Genomic DNA, 17,448 nt, shown 5'->3' with positions numbered 1-17,448 from the left:
GATTGGTGTAACGAGTGTACTGATCCAACAGTAAAGTGGTTCTCACACAAATTAAATAGATAATATGTGCAAGATCTAGTTATTTTCTTAAAAGGTAGTGCGGAACTGATGTTTCGATCTGTTATTATACTGACCGCTTATGTTACATCTTTTCATCGTGTAGTTTATACACCAATATTATTATGTATTACGGTACTTAATTCGTTTATAAGTGATGAGCTAAATGATTTAACATCCATCTAATCGGCAATTGAATTTATATTCATGTCAATTCCGGCAATCAATACAAGTCCTTGGCTCAATACAAGGACTTGTATTGATAAAAAAGTCGATAAAATAACGACTTCTTTTTTTGTAATTTCAACTACCATTTTAGAGACTTGTTACCTCGTGGCACAGCTTCTTTGTATTTATAATCGCTTAGCACACCGAATCCAACATAACTTTAAGCTTTGCGAAGCATTTCTCTATCGCTTAGGTGTGAAAGCATATCCTTCGTCATGGCCTTCAAGTCGTAGCGGGTATGAAATCCCCATTCTGTTTTCGCTGCCGTCGCATCAATGGAATGCGGCCAGCTATCGGCAATTGCCTGTCTCTTCGGATCAATATCATAATCGAGGATAAAGCCGGGAATCTCTTCCCGAATCGCTGCAGCGATCGCCTCCGGATCCACGCTCATTGCGGTGACATTAAATGAGTTTCGGTGTATCAACCGGGATGAATCCGCTTCCATTAAATCAATGATAGCATTCAAGGCATCCGGCATATACATCATGTCCATGTTAGAGTTTTTGGCAATATAAGATGTATACCGGCCAGTTGTTACAGCTGCATAGTAAATTTCCACCGCGTAATCCGTCGTTCCTCCGCCGGGAGGCGTCATATAAGATATCAAACCCGGGAATCGCAGCCCCCTGGTATCCAGACCGTATTTGTAAAAATAATAATCACAAAGCAGTTCGCCGGACACCTTGTTCACGCCGTACATCGTATTGGGCCTCTGGATCGTATCCTGCGGGGTATTGTCTCTCGGAGTCGAAGGGCCAAAAGATCCAATCGAGCTTGGGGTGAAAAATTGGCAACTGAGCTCCCTGGATACTTCAAGTGCATTCATCAATCCGCCCATATTCAAATTCCAGGCAAGCAACGGTTTCTCCTCTGCGGTAGCCGACAGCAGCGCAGCCAAATGGATGACGGTATCCACTTCGTATCGCTTGGCGATTTCGAACATCGCCTTAGCATTCGTCACGTCCAGCAGCTCGAATGGCCCGGTTCGGGTAATTTCGTGGGATGATGATCTGAGATCCGTAGCAACGACGTGGTCCTCACCATAATTTTCACGTAATTTAACAACTAACTCAGAACCGATTTGGCCCAGTGCTCCGGTCACCAATATCTTTTTCATAAGACATTCCTCCCGAAATAGACTCCCATAGGTGCAACTAAATCAGCTTCATTTCTTTGCCAACTTTCTCATAAACGGAGATCACCTGATCCAGCATCTCCTTGGAATGGGCAGCTGTCGGCATGTTGCGTATTCTTCCGGTTCCTTTCGGAACCGTAGGGAACAGGATTGCCTTGGCGTAAACGCCTTCTTCATAGAGCCGTTTGCTAAACTGTTGGGTGGTTACTTCATCGCCAATGATACAAGGTGTGATCGGTGTTTCGCTTTGGCCTACATCATATCCAAGCCGACTCAAGCCATTTTTCAAATGATTGCCGTTCTCCCACAGCTTCTCGATTAGTTCTTTGTCATTCATCAAAATGTCGACAGAAGCGCTACAAGAAGCGATTACAGCCGGTGGCAGCGATGTCGAGAACAAAAACGGACGGCTTCTCAACTTCAACCATTCGATCAGTTGTTTTTTACCCGCGACATAACCGCCAACAACGCCGATCGCCTTGGAAAGAGTACCAATTTGAAAGTCGATGCGGTCGGACAATCCAAAATGCTTCACGGTTCCCGCACCTGCTCCGAGAACGCCCGAACCGTGGGCATCATCCACATAAGTAATCAAATCGAATTCTTCTGCTATTTTCACGATTTCGGGCAGCTTTGCGATATCACCATCCATGGAGAAAACCCCGTCGGTGATGACCATAATTTTATGATACTGACCGGATTCCTTGGCCTCTTTCGCCTGCTGTCTTAAATCATTCATGTCCGAATGTTTAAAGCGGATCACCTTGGCTCTCGACAAGCGGCAGCCATCAATAATTGAAGCGTGGTTCAGCTCATCTGATAAAATCGCATCATGCTGGTCCATTACCGCGGATATAGCAGCCATATTGCAGTTAAATCCGGATTGATACACGATAACGGCTTCCGTTTTTTTGAAACGGGCGAGTTTTTCTTCAAGCTCAACATGAAGATCCATCGTACCATTAATTGTTCTCACAGCTCCTGCGCCAGCCCCGTATGTCTGCGCTGCCTTAACTGAAGCGTCGATCAGGCGGTAATCTGTTGCCAGTCCCAAATAGTTATTAGAAGACAAGTTGATTAGAGACTTTCCGTCGATACGAATAACAGGACCATTTGCACCCTGTAGCGTATCGATGACGTTATATAGACCTTTAGTCTTTAGATCTTCGATGTTAGAATTTAAAAATTGGTCCAATGCTTGACTTGACATTCCATTCCCTCCTCGATATACGTATGTCCTCGTACAGGAGACAACTAATTATACTTAAAAAACCTTGTTATAAAAGGATTTTTTCTGATTTCAATGTAGCATCTTTTTTGTTTTTTGTACACATATGGAGGACAAAATGACAAAAAAATCCGCAAATAAACATAGCGATTGCTCCCCAATTCCCGGAAGCAATCGCTGCTATATTTTTGTTTATATCTTTTGTTGCTCGGTAACTTTATGTGCAGCCATTTCCATAGCTACAAACTCCTTGCTTCAGTTCACTCACATTTTTTCACATCGCCACGATAATTGGCCATTCTGAAACTGGCTCCGCATCCACACGAAACTTTGGCATTTGGATTATTCATGGTGAATCCGCCTAACATTCCGCTTTCTTCATAATCAATCTCAAGACCATCGATATATGGAATACTGTTCGCGTGAACCAATATCCTGAATTGCTTTTTATTTAATATAATGTCTTCTTCTGCCTGCTGATCATCCACGACAAGGGTATAAGATAAACCACTGCATCCCCCTTCAACAGCGCCTACTCTAAGGAAAGCATCTTGGATATCCGCACTTGATAAAATTTCGATAATTCTGTCCGATGCTGCATCACTGACCTCGATGATCATCTTCATTCCTCCCTGATGGTATCATTTTGAAAATCTTGTATCCCAGTCCATTAGACAGGGGATGAATGTAGCAAGAGCAGCTCCTTTGGGTGTAAGTTCATACATAATTTGTGTAGGATGTTCCAGTATTGTTCTTTTGACCAAATGATCATGTTGAAGACCCTTCAAACGTCTGGAGAGGATCATTTCGGAAATGGAAGGAATACTTTCGAAAATTTCTCCGAATCTCTTTGGGCCTTGAGACAGAGCACATAAAATATGGATCGTCCATTTCGTTCCGATGATACGATAAGCCGTAAATAGTTTATTCGAATCTTCAGTGAACAATGGTTTGTACACCCACTTTCTTATTCATCGGCGTGGTGAGATCCGAGTGCTGGCAATGATACTCATGACAATCAACAAGAGATGGAAACCCATGGCTACAATTAAGCCGGATTGAAGTGACATTCCGCCAGCCTGGCACACGACAAGGATGGAACCACCGATTCCGATCACTACGCCAGGTGTAAAAGAATCTGCGAATTGCAGATTTGCTGAGGTTTGGCCCACGCCTTCTTCCCCCGTTTGGGAAAATGCGACAACACCGCTAATCGGATGTGCCAATCCGATACCGACTCCTGCGATGATCTGACCAATAACTGCAATGGTAACGGTCACAACGGGTACCCAAAATACGATGGCAATCCCTGTCGCAAGCAGTAATACCCCAATAAAAATTCTCATATGACGTCCACGGCCCTGATCTGCCGCATCCCACCGTCCTTGCAGATACGCAATGATACACCAACTTAATGCAGCACTGGCTACAATTAATCCGGCCTGCGAAGGTGTAATTCCTTTCACGTCGATTAGAGCCAGTACCAAGAAATTCTGAGTGCTGGTATAGGCTGCGAAGAACAACCCACGTGTTGCCAGAATTGCTGGCATACCTCTGCGCAACGTAAGCGTTCCCTTCGGTAGCAATTTACGGAGAGGAAATACCATAAATACAAAACCAATTGTGACTAAAACAAATCCCACAATGCTCGGAAGCCTACTTAGACCAACCAGGAAAATCCCTGTACCCATCGTTAAGAGTAACGCCATCCAAGTGGATGAAGATCCGCTATCCCCTCCCGTATTCTGCACTTTCAATTTCCTGAAAGCGGGTAAACTAAGAAATGCTGAAACAACCAGCACAGGTAGGATCCCCCAGAAAACAAACCGCCAGGACCAATGATCTGCTATAAGACCTGCTACATATGGACCAAGCATGGACGGCAGAACATAAGCTGTACCAAATGCTCCAAGTATTTTGGCGCGTAACTCATCCGGGTAACTTAAGGATATTGCCGTGTATACACAAGTCATCATAGCTCCGGCACCCAAACCCTGCAGAGCCCGTGATCCTATCATGATATACATATCGCTTGCTGTTGCGGCAGCAATCAGTCCTACGATAAACAACAGAAGCGCAACGGTAAACGGTGCTGCAGGTCCTCTTTTATCTATGATCCGACCGACGACCAGCGTTCCGATAATCTGCGCAAGCAGATACGTACTGAATATCCACCCGAACAGACTAAGACCGTTTAAGTCTCCAGCAATCGAAGGAGCTATGGTGGTTACGGATAGACCTTCGAATCCAACGGCCATCACTGACAAGATGATTCCTATGGAAAGTGCAAAATAACGTGGGCTGAAAATACCTTGATGATTAGACGACATGAAATGTGACCTCCAAGAAAAATGGTATGTATACTCGTATCCGGATACTTAGTAAACATTTTTGTTTATAATGTTAAGCTACAGTTCCACTTTGACTTTGTCAACATTTTTGTTTAAAATGTAGTGAGTGAGGTAAATTTAGTTGCTTCAAAAGGAGATGCACTATGAGCCGAAATCAAGTCAAAAAAGATGTCTCCACCAGTACTCGAAGAGCGATCATTGATCTGTTAAAGGAGCGAGGTGGCATGGATGTTGTGGCACTCTCCTCTCAATTTTCGTTGTCTGGAATGGCTGTTCGTCAACATTTGAATGCGCTGAAAGAAGAAGGATTAGTTACGAATGTGGAAGAGGCCCGTCCCATGGGTCGACCCACCAAGCTATGGATATTAACTCCCGCGGCTAATCGTTTTTTCCCAAGCGGCTATTCCGATTTATCCGTCAGTCTCATTAATTCGATGAAAGAAGCTTTTGGTAATGAAGGGCTGGACAAGCTGCTGGATGTTCGAAATAAAAATATGCAAGAAAAATATCTTCAGCATCTTGGCGATGCATCAAATGTTAGAGAGAAATTGGAGAAACTGGCCGAGATTCGAACAAATGAAGGTTATATGGCCGAGGTTGAGGCGCAGGATGATGGCAGCCTCCTACTCATTGAGAAGCATTGCCCAATCTGTGAGGCGGCGGCGGTATGTACCGGGTTATGCAAGAATGAATTACATTTATTTAAAACGGTTCTAGGCAATAATGTTCATATTGAACGGGGGGAGTACCTTTTAACAGGAGGAACAAAATGCGTATACACCGTCAGGCAACATAAGCCATGAAGAAAAGAGCAACCTCAATAGAGATTGCTCTTTTGTTTACTTCACATCAGTACTTGTTGATCTCTTTTATTTTTATTTTATCTCATTCATAAACTTCCTAAAGTTTTCGACCATTTCTTTGGATCGGGTATGGTGTAAATAATGTTGCAGCGGTGATCTCTTCAGGCGCATAGGTATCATTGTCCCCATACAGTATAGCACTACCGTTTCTTTTTACTTGGAAAGTAGATGGTTATTGTTATTATCGCAGTGGCGCAAAATGGCTGATGGAAGACAGAATGTTTTCCGTTTCCGAGATAATATCAGGTGTAAGCTGAAGCTCAACCGCTTTGAGATTCTCTTCAATCTGCGCGGGTCTGCTGGAGCCAATGATGGCAGAGCTTACTACGGGTTGACGCAGAATCCAAGCTAATGCGAATTGGGACAAGGTTGCTCCGAGTTCATTAGCAATTTCCGACAGCTGTACAGTACATTGGAGCACGTCCTCACGTAAATAACTGTTGATGACACCATTCGTTTGATCATTCGCAGCCCGTGTGCCTTCTGGGATTTGTTGCCCCGGTTTATATTTGCCCGTGAGCACACCCTGTGCTAGTGGAGAGAACACGATGAGCCCCAGCCCTTCCTGCTCGCATTGCTTAATCACACCTTCTCTCTCGATATAACGCTCAAACATATTGTATATTGGCTGATTGGAAATTAACGGACGCAAATTCAGACGTTTGCTGATTCCAGATGCTTCCGCAATCTGTGCTGCCGTCCATTCACTGACACCTGCATATAAAATTTTGCCTTGCGCTTGCAGATCATCCAATGCTCGAAGCGTCTCATCAACAGGAGTTTCGGAGTCAAAACGATGACATTGATATAAGTCAATGTAATCTGTACCCAACCGCTTTAAGCTTGCCTCACACTGCTCGACGATGTGCTTGCGGGACAATCCACGTTCATTCGGTCCCGATCCTTGTGGGAAAAACAACTTTGTAGCAAGGACATAACTACTACGTGAATACGGCTTCAACGTACTTCCCATAACCTCTTCAGCACCTGCATACGAATTCGATGTATCAAAAAAGTTAATGCCGAGTTCGTATGCTTTGTGCATACATGCACGAGCTGCCTCCTCTGAAATGGCCGATCCATAGGTCAGCCAGCTCCCCAATCCGATTTCGCTAACCTTCAATCCACTTCTACCCAGTCTTCTGTATTTCAACTGAATCACTCCTTATGAGATTGGTTGGACTAGAGCCTATAATTGTAAACGCTCTATTGTACTATCTTAGGATAGTGGTTAAACTTAGGTTTAAGTCAAGGCCTTCAACCCTTTTTTGAAAGGAAGATATGCTTGGAATTTACGATTAAACAAGTCGCGGAACGTACTCAATTGCCTGCTTCCACTTTGCGGTTCTATGATCGGGCAGGTCTTATGCCTTTGTTGAAAAAGACGGAATACGGTACTCGTAAATATTCCGAGATGGATATATGTTGGCTGGAATTAGTACGTTGTCTGAGAGACAGTGGTATGCCACTTGAGAATATAAAAGCATTCATGCTGCTCTGTCTGGAAGGTTCAAGTACTAGTGAACAGAGGAAAGAAATGCTGCAGCAACATCGGCAAAATATTATGAAGCAAATGGAGATGTTGAACTGTAGCCTTGATGTCATTGATTATAAGCTAGAACATTATAATGAGATAGGCATCTTCCATATCGATACCAAATAATACGGTTGATGTTTACCAGCTTGATGTTCCTTTCAAATTTGGCTCTGCTACTCTAATTATAACCTCCAACCCTGTTGAAAATATTTTTACGAGGAGTGATTTTCATGCGACAACCGATCCAAGACGAATCATGGTACTCATACCCCGGAATGGTTGCAATAGTGACTGCGCGTCATGAGGGGCGACAAAATATTATGGCTTCTGGATGGCACACGTACATCGGCTCTTCACCAGGAATATATGGTATATCGCTTCGCAAAGAAACCTATACCTATACATTAATTAAGCAAAGCGGAGCATTCGGTGTACACTTTTTGCCTGCACATTGTTCAGAAATAATTCAAGCCGTTGGAACATACAGTGGGAGAGATTTGGACAAATTCAAGGAATTCAATATTGAGTATGAGGAAGGACTTCAAGTCGATATACCTGTTCTCACGGATGCCTACTTTGCATACGAATGCCGTACGTTGAGCATTACAAGCTTTGGCGACCATGAGTGGATCGCAGGAGAAATTGTACAGCGGTATAGAGATGAGCAATGTTTTTTAGAGAATGGACTCCCCGACTTCTCAATGCTTGAGATTCCATTATATGCAGGCCAATCAACCTACAAAATACTAAATCACGAAAGCCCGGAAAAGAACCATCCATTGTATCTTAATAGATCAAAGTAGATCTAAATCCTCTGAATAGAACTAAATAGAAAGAGTCCCCTTTTGGGGACTCCGTTCATCATTCTGGATTTTTACGAGTTTTTCATGATACTGGGTCGCCATGCTCATATCGAGAAAGTTACCGCAGCGACTTAGCAAAGCCTGTTCTCCATGTAGGATATTCTAGAACCCACCCGCATTCGTTTTTGACTTTGTCGTTCGAGGCCCCTCTCTCCCACGGACTTCCTCCCGATTGAATGTCTGGTGCCGATGCACCCAAAGCTCGAGCATATACAGGGAGCCAGTCTACTCCCTTGGCGGGTTCATCATCGACGATGTTATACGTGCCGATCGGCCAATCGAGCGCCAGCAAAGCAGCATTTGCGGCATCTTCGACATGAACAAATGAAGACACCCCGTCCGTAGCGTTCATTTCTTGATTCATGATCTTTTGTGCGGTATCCCCATTTTTAGCATACCAAGTTGCAGGTCCATACAAAGTACCATATCGTAAAATGACTTGCGCAGGAATTTCTTTTACAGCTTCCTCCAGGGCCACAACACCGTTAATGGTTGTATTTCTAGGCATAGGTGCATAGATGTCCAATGCGGTTTCTTCCGTCGCAGGGGTTGTGCCAGGCTCATAGGCCCATGAGATACTCTGTGCAATCATTTTTTGTACCTTCGCCTGTTTAGCTGCGTCTACCAAATTGCGGGTTCCTTCAATACGTATGCGTGCATTTTCTGCTGAGCTGCCTTGACTTAATGAGGTAAGTTGATGAATTACAACATCAGGTTTAATTTCCATTAGAATATCCACCATTTGCTCTCGATTAAACACATCGGCAAGCACGGCTTTGGCTCCTGTTTGCTCGATGGCTTCTTTCTGCTCTTCTTTCCGCGTCATGCCAACAACTTCGTGTCCAGCTTGTACGAGCTGCGGCAGCAACAATCTCCCAATAACACCACTTGCACCAGCTACAAAAATTTTCATAGAAATAGACCTCCAGGTTCTGTTTACAATTTATTATTTTGAAATTTCGCATACTTTATTTTGATAAAATCAATGAATCTTCTTTAGACATCATAGTTAAGGATAGAATTCCCATCGCTGTAGAGATCAATACCATGACCAATATTCCTTCATTAAAATGACCCGTACGATCATGCAGATAGCCTGTTAAGAATGGGCCTGATGCTCCAATTAGAAAGCCTATGCACTGCGTCATAGCCGCCCATGAGGCCGCCTCTTCAGGCGAAGTAGTCAGTTCAACCGGAAGCAAATTGAGCAGTGCAAACAACATACCCGATCCCAAACCACAAATAAACACAGCAAGCCATAAATAAGTAGAAAAGAAAATCAGCAACAGACCAGCAGCTTGCATTATGGAGGATACGATGAGCCAGTTTCTTCTTGATGGATGGCTTTTAAGTAACTGTTGCACAATGGCACCACTTGGAATTTGTATCAATGCGAACAAAGTAACCATAAGCCCGGCATGAAGTTTGGAAGCACCTGCTCCAATAAGGATTAAGGGAAGCCAACCTAAAAGGGAATAAAATACAAGGGATAACATTCCGAATTGCACAGCTAGAATCCATGCTTTTTCCTTTTGCCAAGGTAGTTCTAACGATTTTTTGTATGCAACGGTTGAATTCGGTTTAGAGCTAGAAGGATGTTGCTTTAGCACACTAAGCCATAGAGGCAAAGCGAGAATCACAGGCATCCCCCAGAACGATAATGACATTTGCCACGAATGAAGCTTCCAATTCAAGGGTGAAGTAAGGCTTGAACCAAGTGCCGCACCTAATGCTAGAGCCATAGAATAGATTGCAATCATGGAGGGTGCTCTGTCAGCCATATGCTTTTTGATAAAGCCGGATAACAAGGGTCCCATCATAGCAATACCCACACCAGATAACAATGTAGTGAAAAATAACAACGAAGCGGAATGGATAAATAGGCGTAAAAGTGTGCTCCCCCCAATCAGCGTTAAGGAAAAGGTAATGACCTTCTCAATTCCCCATTTTTCACTCAATTTTACAGAGAACGGAGCAAGTATCCCCATGCATAACACCGGAATAGATACAAGCAGGCTGGATACAGCACCGCTTAGGTCAAGGTCATGTTGGATGCTTCCCAAGACAGGAGCAATAGATGATACAACAGGTCTTAGATTCAGAGATGCCATAAAAAGTGCTATAACGCATAACCAACGATGCAATTGGTAATCTTTGTCCATGGGTATAATGGGTATCGGAGGTATACTCTCAGGTGCTGTGTTCATTGTTGGTGCTCTAAGGGTGTTGCTCCTATGTTTTCTCATACAATTCGCTTCTTTCTATAGGAATAGGGTTTGGCATGACTTATGATATCATGATATATTGGTCATCATTAGAGCCATTTTTATTTCATTTTGACCATACCACTTTAGGATGAAAGGAGATCCTTCATGCAGTCCGAACGGAATGAAACGAAAACCAGACAGGTATACTCGTGGATTAGAGATCGAATTATGCAAGGCATTTACAAAGCAGGGACCTCCCTCCCCTCTACTCGGGAATTGGCCAAAGAACTTGGGGTTTCACGTGCCCTTATTGTAGAGGTGTATGAGCAGCTAACTGCTGAAGGATTTCTGGAAGGTAAACAAGGTTCAGGGACCTTTGTAAGAGATATTGGCTCAAGCACAACGCTACGTCTGCAGCCTGAAGATAGGAGTTACAGGAATGAGGATATCTCTCCAATGCATGGAGATCGTTCATCTTATATCGATTTTCGTCCCAGTTTTCCTGCTCTTGAGCATGTTCCTCTTCAGAAGTGGAAAAGAGTTGCACTCGATGTGTACCACAATTTCCCCCCTTCTATGCTCGGGTATCAGGAGGATATGGCTGGTGATATGGAGCTTCGACAAGCTATTTGTGATCATCTTCTCCATATCAAGGGCCTTCACTGCCTTCCTTCGCAAATTATCGTTACGGCTGGAGCAACGCAGGCTTTTTCGATACTCGGCAAGCTTTTATTAACGGCTGGTGAAACGATTGCAATGGAAGACCCAACGGCAACATTTATTCATAATATCTTCGCTGAGACGAGCGCCCGGATTGTGCCTGTGCCCGTAGATTCCGATGGTCTATGTGTAGAGCAGCTGCCAACCGATGTGAAGCCCAAATGTATTTTTGTAACGCCGTCTCATCAATTTCCGTTCGGGAGTATTCTGTCGATCAGCAGGCGCCTCCAATTGCTGGACTACGCTCGAAACGCAGGCGCCTACATTATAGAGGATGATTATGACAGTGAGTTTCGTTACGGGGGAATGCCTATTCATGCCTTGCGAGAGCTTGATACAGAGCGGGTAATCTACGTAGGGACATTTAGTAAAAATATGTTCCCTGCATTAAGGCTCGGTTATATTGTGGCCCCACAAGAGTTGGTAGAATCGATCGTACAGCTTAAACGTACGGCCGATATGCAGTCTCCTGTCTTATCGCAATCAACATTGGCCCGATTTATGAACGAAGGGCATCTGAAACGTCATATTTTGCGAATGAAACGGATCTATCATAAACGAAGAACTCACCTGCTTCAGGCGTTACGGGAAACATTTGGAGAGAACGTTCAAATATCGGGTGATGCAGCAGGTTTGCATCTTATCGCAACTTGGCCAGGACGCAGCGCGGATCTTTTGACAGCAATGGAACTGGAGAAGCATCATATCAAGATTTACCCAGCCGAGCGATACACCATTCGTAAAGATCAGCATAATGACAGTCTTATCATGGGCTTTGGCAATGTGAACGAGACTCAGATTTCCGAGGGGATTCAAGTGCTTGCACAATTTATATAATTTAGTGAGCATTTATATTTCTCCAAACGATCCAAAATCGCGAATATAAAAAAGGAAGAGCCTCTGCCCTTCCTTACTTCAGTTTTATTTCATTTGTACCATCAGATGATCCCTTCATCGAAATAGGATACCTGCACATTTTTACGGACGATTTTTTGTAAACTTTCCTCATAAAATGGCATCAGCGCATCCGCTTCTTCAAGACGAATCCAGGTTATTTGTCTGATCTCATCAGGTCTTGAGATGGTCTCAGCTCCACTTACAATGCATGCTCTGAAGGTTACACATATACCATGTTCGGAACAATCTTTCTTCCTATACTCATTTATGGCTGCGACACCTTTAAGCTGTACATGTAAACCTGTTTCTTCATATACTTCACGAATGGCAGCGGCTTCTAACGTTTCGTGAGGTTCAACTTTGCCACCCGGAAGAGACCACGTCTCTGAGCCTATATTTTGGACCATTAATAGATGTGAATCATTCGAGTCGGTAATCAACGAATAGACGGTGTACACTCTGTTCATCCTTTATTCCTTTCTAGATGCTTACGATAATGACCCCTAGAAGAATAATGCCAATGCCTGTCCATTGACTCTTCATCAGCTTTTCTTTCAAAATCCATCCGGCCATAAGTATGGTAACGACACTATATAATGACGTGAGTGCAGTTGTGCTCGTGGTATAATCAATGGTTTGTCCCATATTAAAAGAGAGTAAAGCTCCTGTATCCAGCAGGGCGGCTACAACCAGAATAAGACCGGTTGACAGTCCTATGCGCGGGAGCTGGATTCTTTTTACCCGTAGAAGTGTAAACGCACAGAAAAATTGGATGATCCGTGTGACGAGTACAGGAAGAGTCACCCCCAGCTGAGGAGTGACGTATCCGATCGCCCAAAAATAAAAACCGATGCAGATTGAGGCGATAATTGCCTCCGGTATACCCGACAACGTCACTTGTTGCCCAGCGCTTTTGCTTGATCTCGTTACCGTCAACACGCCGATAATCAGTAGGATGACACCAATAATCGTATTGAAAGGCAATCGCTCACCGCTGGCAAAAGCTAGAATGGCAGTTACCACAGCAAAGCCCGAGCCGATCGGAGAAACGATGGATAAGGTCCCCTTTTCAAAAGCTCGATACAACAATAACGTACCAACAAAGTTAATTAAACTTATACCTGCTATTCCCATCCATGCCATTGCGTTTTGACTAATATGAGGGGATTGCGTAAGTACATACCCTCCCAGCAAAAGTGAGGAAATGAACTGAATTCCGAGCAAGGCAGGCAAAGTTTGAACTTTTCTGGTGGCCTGGGTAACCATAAAGTCCGAAAAACCAAAACAAAGTGCTGCAATCAGGCCGAATATCATACGTTTATCCTCCAAATTTCGCTTTTTGCCATGCACCCGAATTATTTATAAATTATGATGGAGATACAGAATTGTGGCTGCTGCCCTTCGTTTTACGATTCAAAGTTCTCTCTTCCCCGTACTTGTAGAACAGTACTAAGCTAAACATAAACAGACTTGCAAAAAGCGTGACAAGAGGTAAGCTCCACACTTTTTCTGCTGGAAATATAAAGGTTAGTAGCGGTATAGCGTACAGAGCGGGAATTCGGGCTTGAAAAAGGCGCGATATCATGACGACTACAATCATATCCATGAACGCAGCCAGCACCTGTGAATCCACCTGCATAAAAATGAGAACGCCAACGGCAGCAGATAACGTTAGTGTAATTCCCTGCTTAAATGCAATTTTTGCTGTGTACATCGGCTTTTGCAGCGATTCGTAAACGACAACAAAAATAGGCGGAATTACAGCCATTTGTTCATAACCCAGTAACCAGCAAACACTAAGCCAGCATAGTGAAATTCCCAGGAAGATTACCATGTATTTGTATTGGATCATCGACTTTGTTGCGAGATTTTTATGAAGCTGGAACACAACAACTCCGGCCATTAAAGTTAATGTAAAACCAAAGACAATCCATACAAATGACCAATCCTCTGAATGAATAGCGAGTGGTAATAGACCTGTAGCAATGGCGGGTGCAAGATTCGAACGTATTAATCTTAAAAACAACATCATGAACATTAGAGTAAGGACGATCTTGATTGGATAAAAAATCTGGAACTGATTGATGATCAGACCTATCGCAGCTGTAACGGTCGGTGCAATGAATATGACAGAGGGACGTCTGATCCACCCTGGTTCTCTATATACCCACATGGCAATAGCCATCGCTGCAACCTCTGGTAAAATGATCTCTGAATGTTGTAAAAGTTCAGATAAGCCAATCATGAGTAGAATAAATAATATCGCAATAACGTAAGGCATCTTGCTTATTTTGTTCGTTGCGGGATCTGTTGCATTCATATGCTCCCCTTTCATTCCCTGTTGCTGTTGGATAATCATAGCTATGATTGATATACATTTATTACAGCATGCTGTTTGATTATGCTAACATGAATATTTTGAATGTTTTAAGTACCACTATATGCATTTTTTTGCATACCAATTTTGAGTTGTAGGGAAAGAAGAAACTAAATATGTAATGAGCTCTAGCGTTATACTTGAAAAATGGTGTGTGTATAACGAAAAAAGTCGCTAAATTAGCGACTTTAATAGGACTATGTTCATTCCTGGACCCATCTTTCTTTCAATTCTCTATAAAAATTACAAGTATAGTTTCTATATGATGATAAAAATTAACTTCTATTTAAAATGCCGAGATAAGCACTCCAGGGTCCAACATCATTCCTGTATCTCTCCGCCATCACCCTAACAATCTGCGAAATATGTGTAAAATCATGAACGACCCATGCAGAGAGAAGCTCCCTTAACTTTACCTGGCCAAACTCCGGATGCAAGCCGGTTTTCTCCAGGTCAGGATTTGAAAGGATGATATCGTTGAGTGAGGAGATACTTGTCTTTCTGATGATGCTAAATTCCTGTAATGCCTCTTCCGTGGTTCGATCCGTTGTATCCTTCAAATGGGAGAAACGGTCAAAAGCAGGAAACAGCTGATGTTCCCCTTCCACCACAATGGATTGTACTCGCGGAATCCAATTATGTTTCTCTGCTTCAATGAGATGTTCCATCACCTCGTGTACATTCCAGGTTCCATCACCTTCATTACTTTGCAGCCATCCGTTTGAAAGTCCAGATAAGAATTGCTCCAGAGTTTGCGGCGTGCGCTCCAAAATCTCAATTGCTTCTTGTAAACTGAAATTAATATCAATACACCCCTCTATTAAATAATACATTCAATGATTGAACCAAGCCCATACCTTTGATCTTTACTAGAGTCTCAAATGAGATTAACAAAGCAACTTCTTTAAGTCTTCATTTGGATTGTTCTATTAGTTTCTTTTCTTTAACGCTTGTCCGTGTTCCTTCTTTTCCTAACTTTTCAGATGGATGTCACCATATTGAAAAACTTTTATTATGTCAAACGAGGAGTATAGCTCTAACGGGTCTTGTATATATAACAGCCCCCTTCTCTAAGGAATCGTTTGGAATACCCATTATTCTTCTTGTGCTTTCACTTTTGGCAGGTTATTTTTTGGATCGTCGATTATTTGTTAAAAAAAGAAGGTAATTTAGGGGATTCACATTTAGGCAACTTATAAAACAGATTGAAAGATGTGTCAAACTAAAAAAGATGGGCAAGAAATACAAAGGGAATTCCACTGTATTTCTTGCCCGGTTTATTTCAAAAAGATGGCGAAGGAGCAACTAACATCCCAGATGGAAGGTTGCATAATTAGTTTACGCCCAGTTTCTCTAACACAAGATCAATCGATTTTTCCTTAATATGAGGAGCATCGCTAATAATCCAGTGAGGTACAGTATAAACTTGTTTGTTCTTTATTGCCTTCATGTTGTTCCAGATTGAACTTTGAGTTAATTCCTCGTAAATCTTTTTAGCTTCTTGATCTCCGCCGCGCAGAGGGCGCCCAATCTGAATAAATATATGATCTGGATTTAGCTCCGGCAACTGTTCAATTGATATATTTTCGAAATTTTGAATCGATTCGGTTTGAGGCAAATATTGTAGGCCTGTGTCTTGAGATAATGTCGCTCCTAAGGATTGAGTGGAGCTATATATTCGAAGTACCTTAGGCATCACACGCATATAAAGGACCGTTTCAGTAGGGTCAATCTTTGAGGTAAGGAGCTGCATTGAAGCAGTTGCCTTCTGATCATACTGAGCTAACCATTCCTCCGCTTCCTTGTTTTTACCAAGCATGCTTCCGAGTTCTTGCAAAGATTTACGCCAATCATCGTTTTCCTTTGTAAGGATTGTGGGTGCAATTTTGGTCAATTGGTCAACAATTTCTCTTCGGCTTTCCCAACCGATAATTAAATCCGGATTGCTTTGAGAGAGTACTTCGAGATTGGGTTTATCTCCAAGATCAATGACACCCTCTAATGCATCTTTCTCTAAATATTCCAGGTTCGTTTCTCCCATTAAGTTTGTCATAGCGTAAGGTTTGATGTCCAAGGCTAAGAGAAAATCAGCTAGTTGCCAATTTAAAACTGCAATCTTTTTGGGCTCTCCAATTATCGTTGTTTCCCCTGCTTCATTCGGAATAGATATGGAATGCTCAGATGCTCTTTCCCCGCTTTTATCTGCATTAGAATCACGCTGCGTACCGATTGTGCGTTCACCTATACCACAACCAGAAAGGAAAAGGGTACTAATCAGCAGTAGGAGTAAAGTAATTCTGAGATATTTTTTGATATGTAACAAATGTCTTTCCCCCCATGTATATAGAATGCACACATTATAATGATAATAATTATCATTGTCAATTAGCAAGGGGTATTATCCATTCCTAGCAGGTAGATTACAAACCTGGCGTCAAGATCTAATGTAACCTACCCTTCTGTTCATAAAGATAGGCAATTACGAGTTCAAGAAACAGCGGCATCGTAGGATACAAAGATCCTACGATGCCGCTACATGATTCATACGATAAATGCTCTTCCTTCAGTGTAACGATGCATCATCTCAGAAGTTTTTAAGGAGTTAATGCACGAAGAATCTCCCTTAGCTTAGAGAGCGTCTTCATCTGATGCTGCTTCATGTGCAATCCAGTTTGCGGCGTGCGCTCCAAATTGCGAATCGCCACATTAACTTTAATAGTTACGAATGATTCATCTGTTTCTTGCTATAGTACGTCTCTATCACTTGATAAATAGATTCACTTTTAATGGGTTTACTAATGTATTCATCCATTCCTGCCTTCAAGCATCGATCCCTATCCCCTATTAGAGCATTTGCAGTCACTGCAACGATATAAGGACAGTCTTCTGAAGATAGATTCTCTTTGATCGCTTGAGTCACTTCAAATCCATTTAATTTTGGCATCTGCACATCCATAATTACTATATCGTATGCATTTCTCT

The 17,448-nt window shown here is 42.7% G+C and carries 19 protein-coding genes; 4 read left to right on the top strand and 15 right to left on the bottom strand.

Features of this window, described 5'->3' with window-relative positions:
• Positions 1–239: 239 nt before the first annotated feature.
• The 6 genes from EC604_RS30870 to EC604_RS25875 form a co-directional block, all read right to left on the bottom strand.
• Positions 240–371, bottom strand: coding sequence for a hypothetical protein (locus EC604_RS30870; RefSeq protein WP_275670054.1), 132 nt, complete (start codon positions 369–371; stop codon positions 240–242).
• Between the two features lie 74 nt (positions 372–445).
• Positions 446–1,405 carry an L-threonine 3-dehydrogenase gene (locus EC604_RS25895; protein ID WP_123066916.1) on the bottom strand — a complete coding sequence of 320 codons (960 nt, stop codon included), beginning with the start codon at positions 1,403–1,405 and terminating at the stop codon, positions 446–448.
• A gap of 37 nt (positions 1,406–1,442) precedes the next feature.
• The gene (locus EC604_RS25890) at positions 1,443–2,633 is read right to left on the bottom strand and encodes a glycine C-acetyltransferase (protein ID WP_123066915.1); all 1,191 of its coding nucleotides are present in this window, start codon (positions 2,631–2,633) and stop codon (positions 1,443–1,445) included.
• Positions 2,634–2,911: 278 nt separating this feature from the next.
• A complete protein-coding gene (locus EC604_RS25885) occupies positions 2,912–3,271 on the bottom strand; it encodes a HesB/IscA family protein (protein WP_123066914.1) in 360 nt (119 codons plus the stop codon).
• 21 nt (positions 3,272–3,292) lie between these two features.
• Positions 3,293–3,610, bottom strand: coding sequence for a winged helix-turn-helix transcriptional regulator (locus EC604_RS25880; RefSeq protein WP_240037225.1), 318 nt, complete (start codon positions 3,608–3,610; stop codon positions 3,293–3,295).
• A 12-nt stretch (positions 3,611–3,622) separates the two neighbouring features.
• On the bottom strand, positions 3,623–4,981 hold the full coding sequence (locus EC604_RS25875) for an MFS transporter (protein WP_123066912.1): 1,359 nt from the start codon (positions 4,979–4,981) through the stop codon (positions 3,623–3,625).
• Positions 4,982–5,145: 164 nt separating this feature from the next.
• Here EC604_RS25875 and EC604_RS25870 point away from each other — a divergent pair, with 164 nt between their 5' ends.
• Positions 5,146–5,805 (top strand): helix-turn-helix transcriptional regulator, encoded by a 660-nt coding sequence (locus EC604_RS25870; protein WP_123066911.1) that lies wholly within the window; start codon positions 5,146–5,148, stop codon positions 5,803–5,805.
• 241 nt (positions 5,806–6,046) lie between these two features.
• On the opposite strand, the gene EC604_RS25865 is transcribed toward EC604_RS25870, so the two are convergent.
• Complete coding sequence (locus tag EC604_RS25865; RefSeq protein WP_123066910.1) at positions 6,047–7,018, bottom strand: aldo/keto reductase family protein; 972 nt, start codon at positions 7,016–7,018, stop codon at positions 6,047–6,049.
• A gap of 132 nt (positions 7,019–7,150) precedes the next feature.
• Between EC604_RS25865 and EC604_RS25860 the strand changes: the two genes are divergently transcribed.
• Together EC604_RS25860 and EC604_RS25855 are read left to right on the top strand one after the other, a co-directional pair.
• Positions 7,151–7,528 (top strand): MerR family transcriptional regulator, encoded by a 378-nt coding sequence (locus tag EC604_RS25860; RefSeq protein WP_123066909.1) that lies wholly within the window; start codon positions 7,151–7,153, stop codon positions 7,526–7,528.
• Positions 7,529–7,632: 104 nt separating this feature from the next.
• The gene (locus tag EC604_RS25855; protein ID WP_123066908.1) at positions 7,633–8,205 is read left to right on the top strand and encodes a flavin reductase family protein; all 573 of its coding nucleotides are present in this window, start codon (positions 7,633–7,635) and stop codon (positions 8,203–8,205) included.
• Positions 8,206–8,323: 118 nt separating this feature from the next.
• Here the strand turns inward: EC604_RS25855 and EC604_RS25850 are convergent, their stop codons facing one another.
• Both EC604_RS25850 and EC604_RS25845 read right to left on the bottom strand, forming a co-directional pair.
• Entirely contained in the window at positions 8,324–9,178 is an 855-nt protein-coding gene (locus EC604_RS25850; RefSeq protein WP_123066907.1) for an NAD-dependent epimerase/dehydratase family protein, read from the bottom strand.
• A gap of 55 nt (positions 9,179–9,233) precedes the next feature.
• A complete protein-coding gene (locus EC604_RS25845; RefSeq protein WP_161557049.1) occupies positions 9,234–10,427 on the bottom strand; it encodes a CynX/NimT family MFS transporter in 1,194 nt (397 codons plus the stop codon).
• Between the two features lie 210 nt (positions 10,428–10,637).
• Between EC604_RS25845 and EC604_RS25840 the strand changes: the two genes are divergently transcribed.
• Positions 10,638–12,029 (top strand): PLP-dependent aminotransferase family protein, encoded by a 1,392-nt coding sequence (locus EC604_RS25840; RefSeq protein WP_123066905.1) that lies wholly within the window; start codon positions 10,638–10,640, stop codon positions 12,027–12,029.
• A 101-nt stretch (positions 12,030–12,130) separates the two neighbouring features.
• Here the strand turns inward: EC604_RS25840 and EC604_RS25835 are convergent, their stop codons facing one another.
• From EC604_RS25835 to EC604_RS25810, 6 genes are all read right to left on the bottom strand, one after another.
• Positions 12,131–12,556: an NUDIX hydrolase gene (locus EC604_RS25835; protein ID WP_123066904.1), complete on the bottom strand. Its 426-nt coding sequence runs from the start codon at positions 12,554–12,556 to the stop codon at positions 12,131–12,133.
• Between the two features lie 13 nt (positions 12,557–12,569).
• Entirely contained in the window at positions 12,570–13,403 is an 834-nt protein-coding gene (locus tag EC604_RS25830) for an EamA family transporter (protein ID WP_123066903.1), read from the bottom strand.
• Between the two features lie 52 nt (positions 13,404–13,455).
• Positions 13,456–14,409: a hypothetical protein gene (locus EC604_RS25825; RefSeq protein ID WP_123066902.1), complete on the bottom strand. Its 954-nt coding sequence runs from the start codon at positions 14,407–14,409 to the stop codon at positions 13,456–13,458.
• Positions 14,410–14,741: 332 nt separating this feature from the next.
• Complete coding sequence (locus EC604_RS25820; RefSeq protein WP_123066975.1) at positions 14,742–15,269, bottom strand: DinB family protein; 528 nt, start codon at positions 15,267–15,269, stop codon at positions 14,742–14,744.
• A gap of 530 nt (positions 15,270–15,799) precedes the next feature.
• Positions 15,800–16,789: an ABC transporter substrate-binding protein gene (locus tag EC604_RS25815; protein ID WP_161557048.1), complete on the bottom strand. Its 990-nt coding sequence runs from the start codon at positions 16,787–16,789 to the stop codon at positions 15,800–15,802.
• Positions 16,790–17,185: 396 nt separating this feature from the next.
• The coding region (locus EC604_RS25810) for a response regulator (protein ID WP_151458123.1) at positions 17,186–17,448 on the bottom strand (263 nt) is incomplete at its 5' end.

This window comes from Paenibacillus amylolyticus (assembly GCF_003719335.1).
Taxonomy (GTDB): domain Bacteria; phylum Bacillota; class Bacilli; order Paenibacillales; family Paenibacillaceae; genus Paenibacillus; species Paenibacillus amylolyticus_D.
This window is presented reverse-complemented; position numbering and strand designations above follow the sequence as displayed.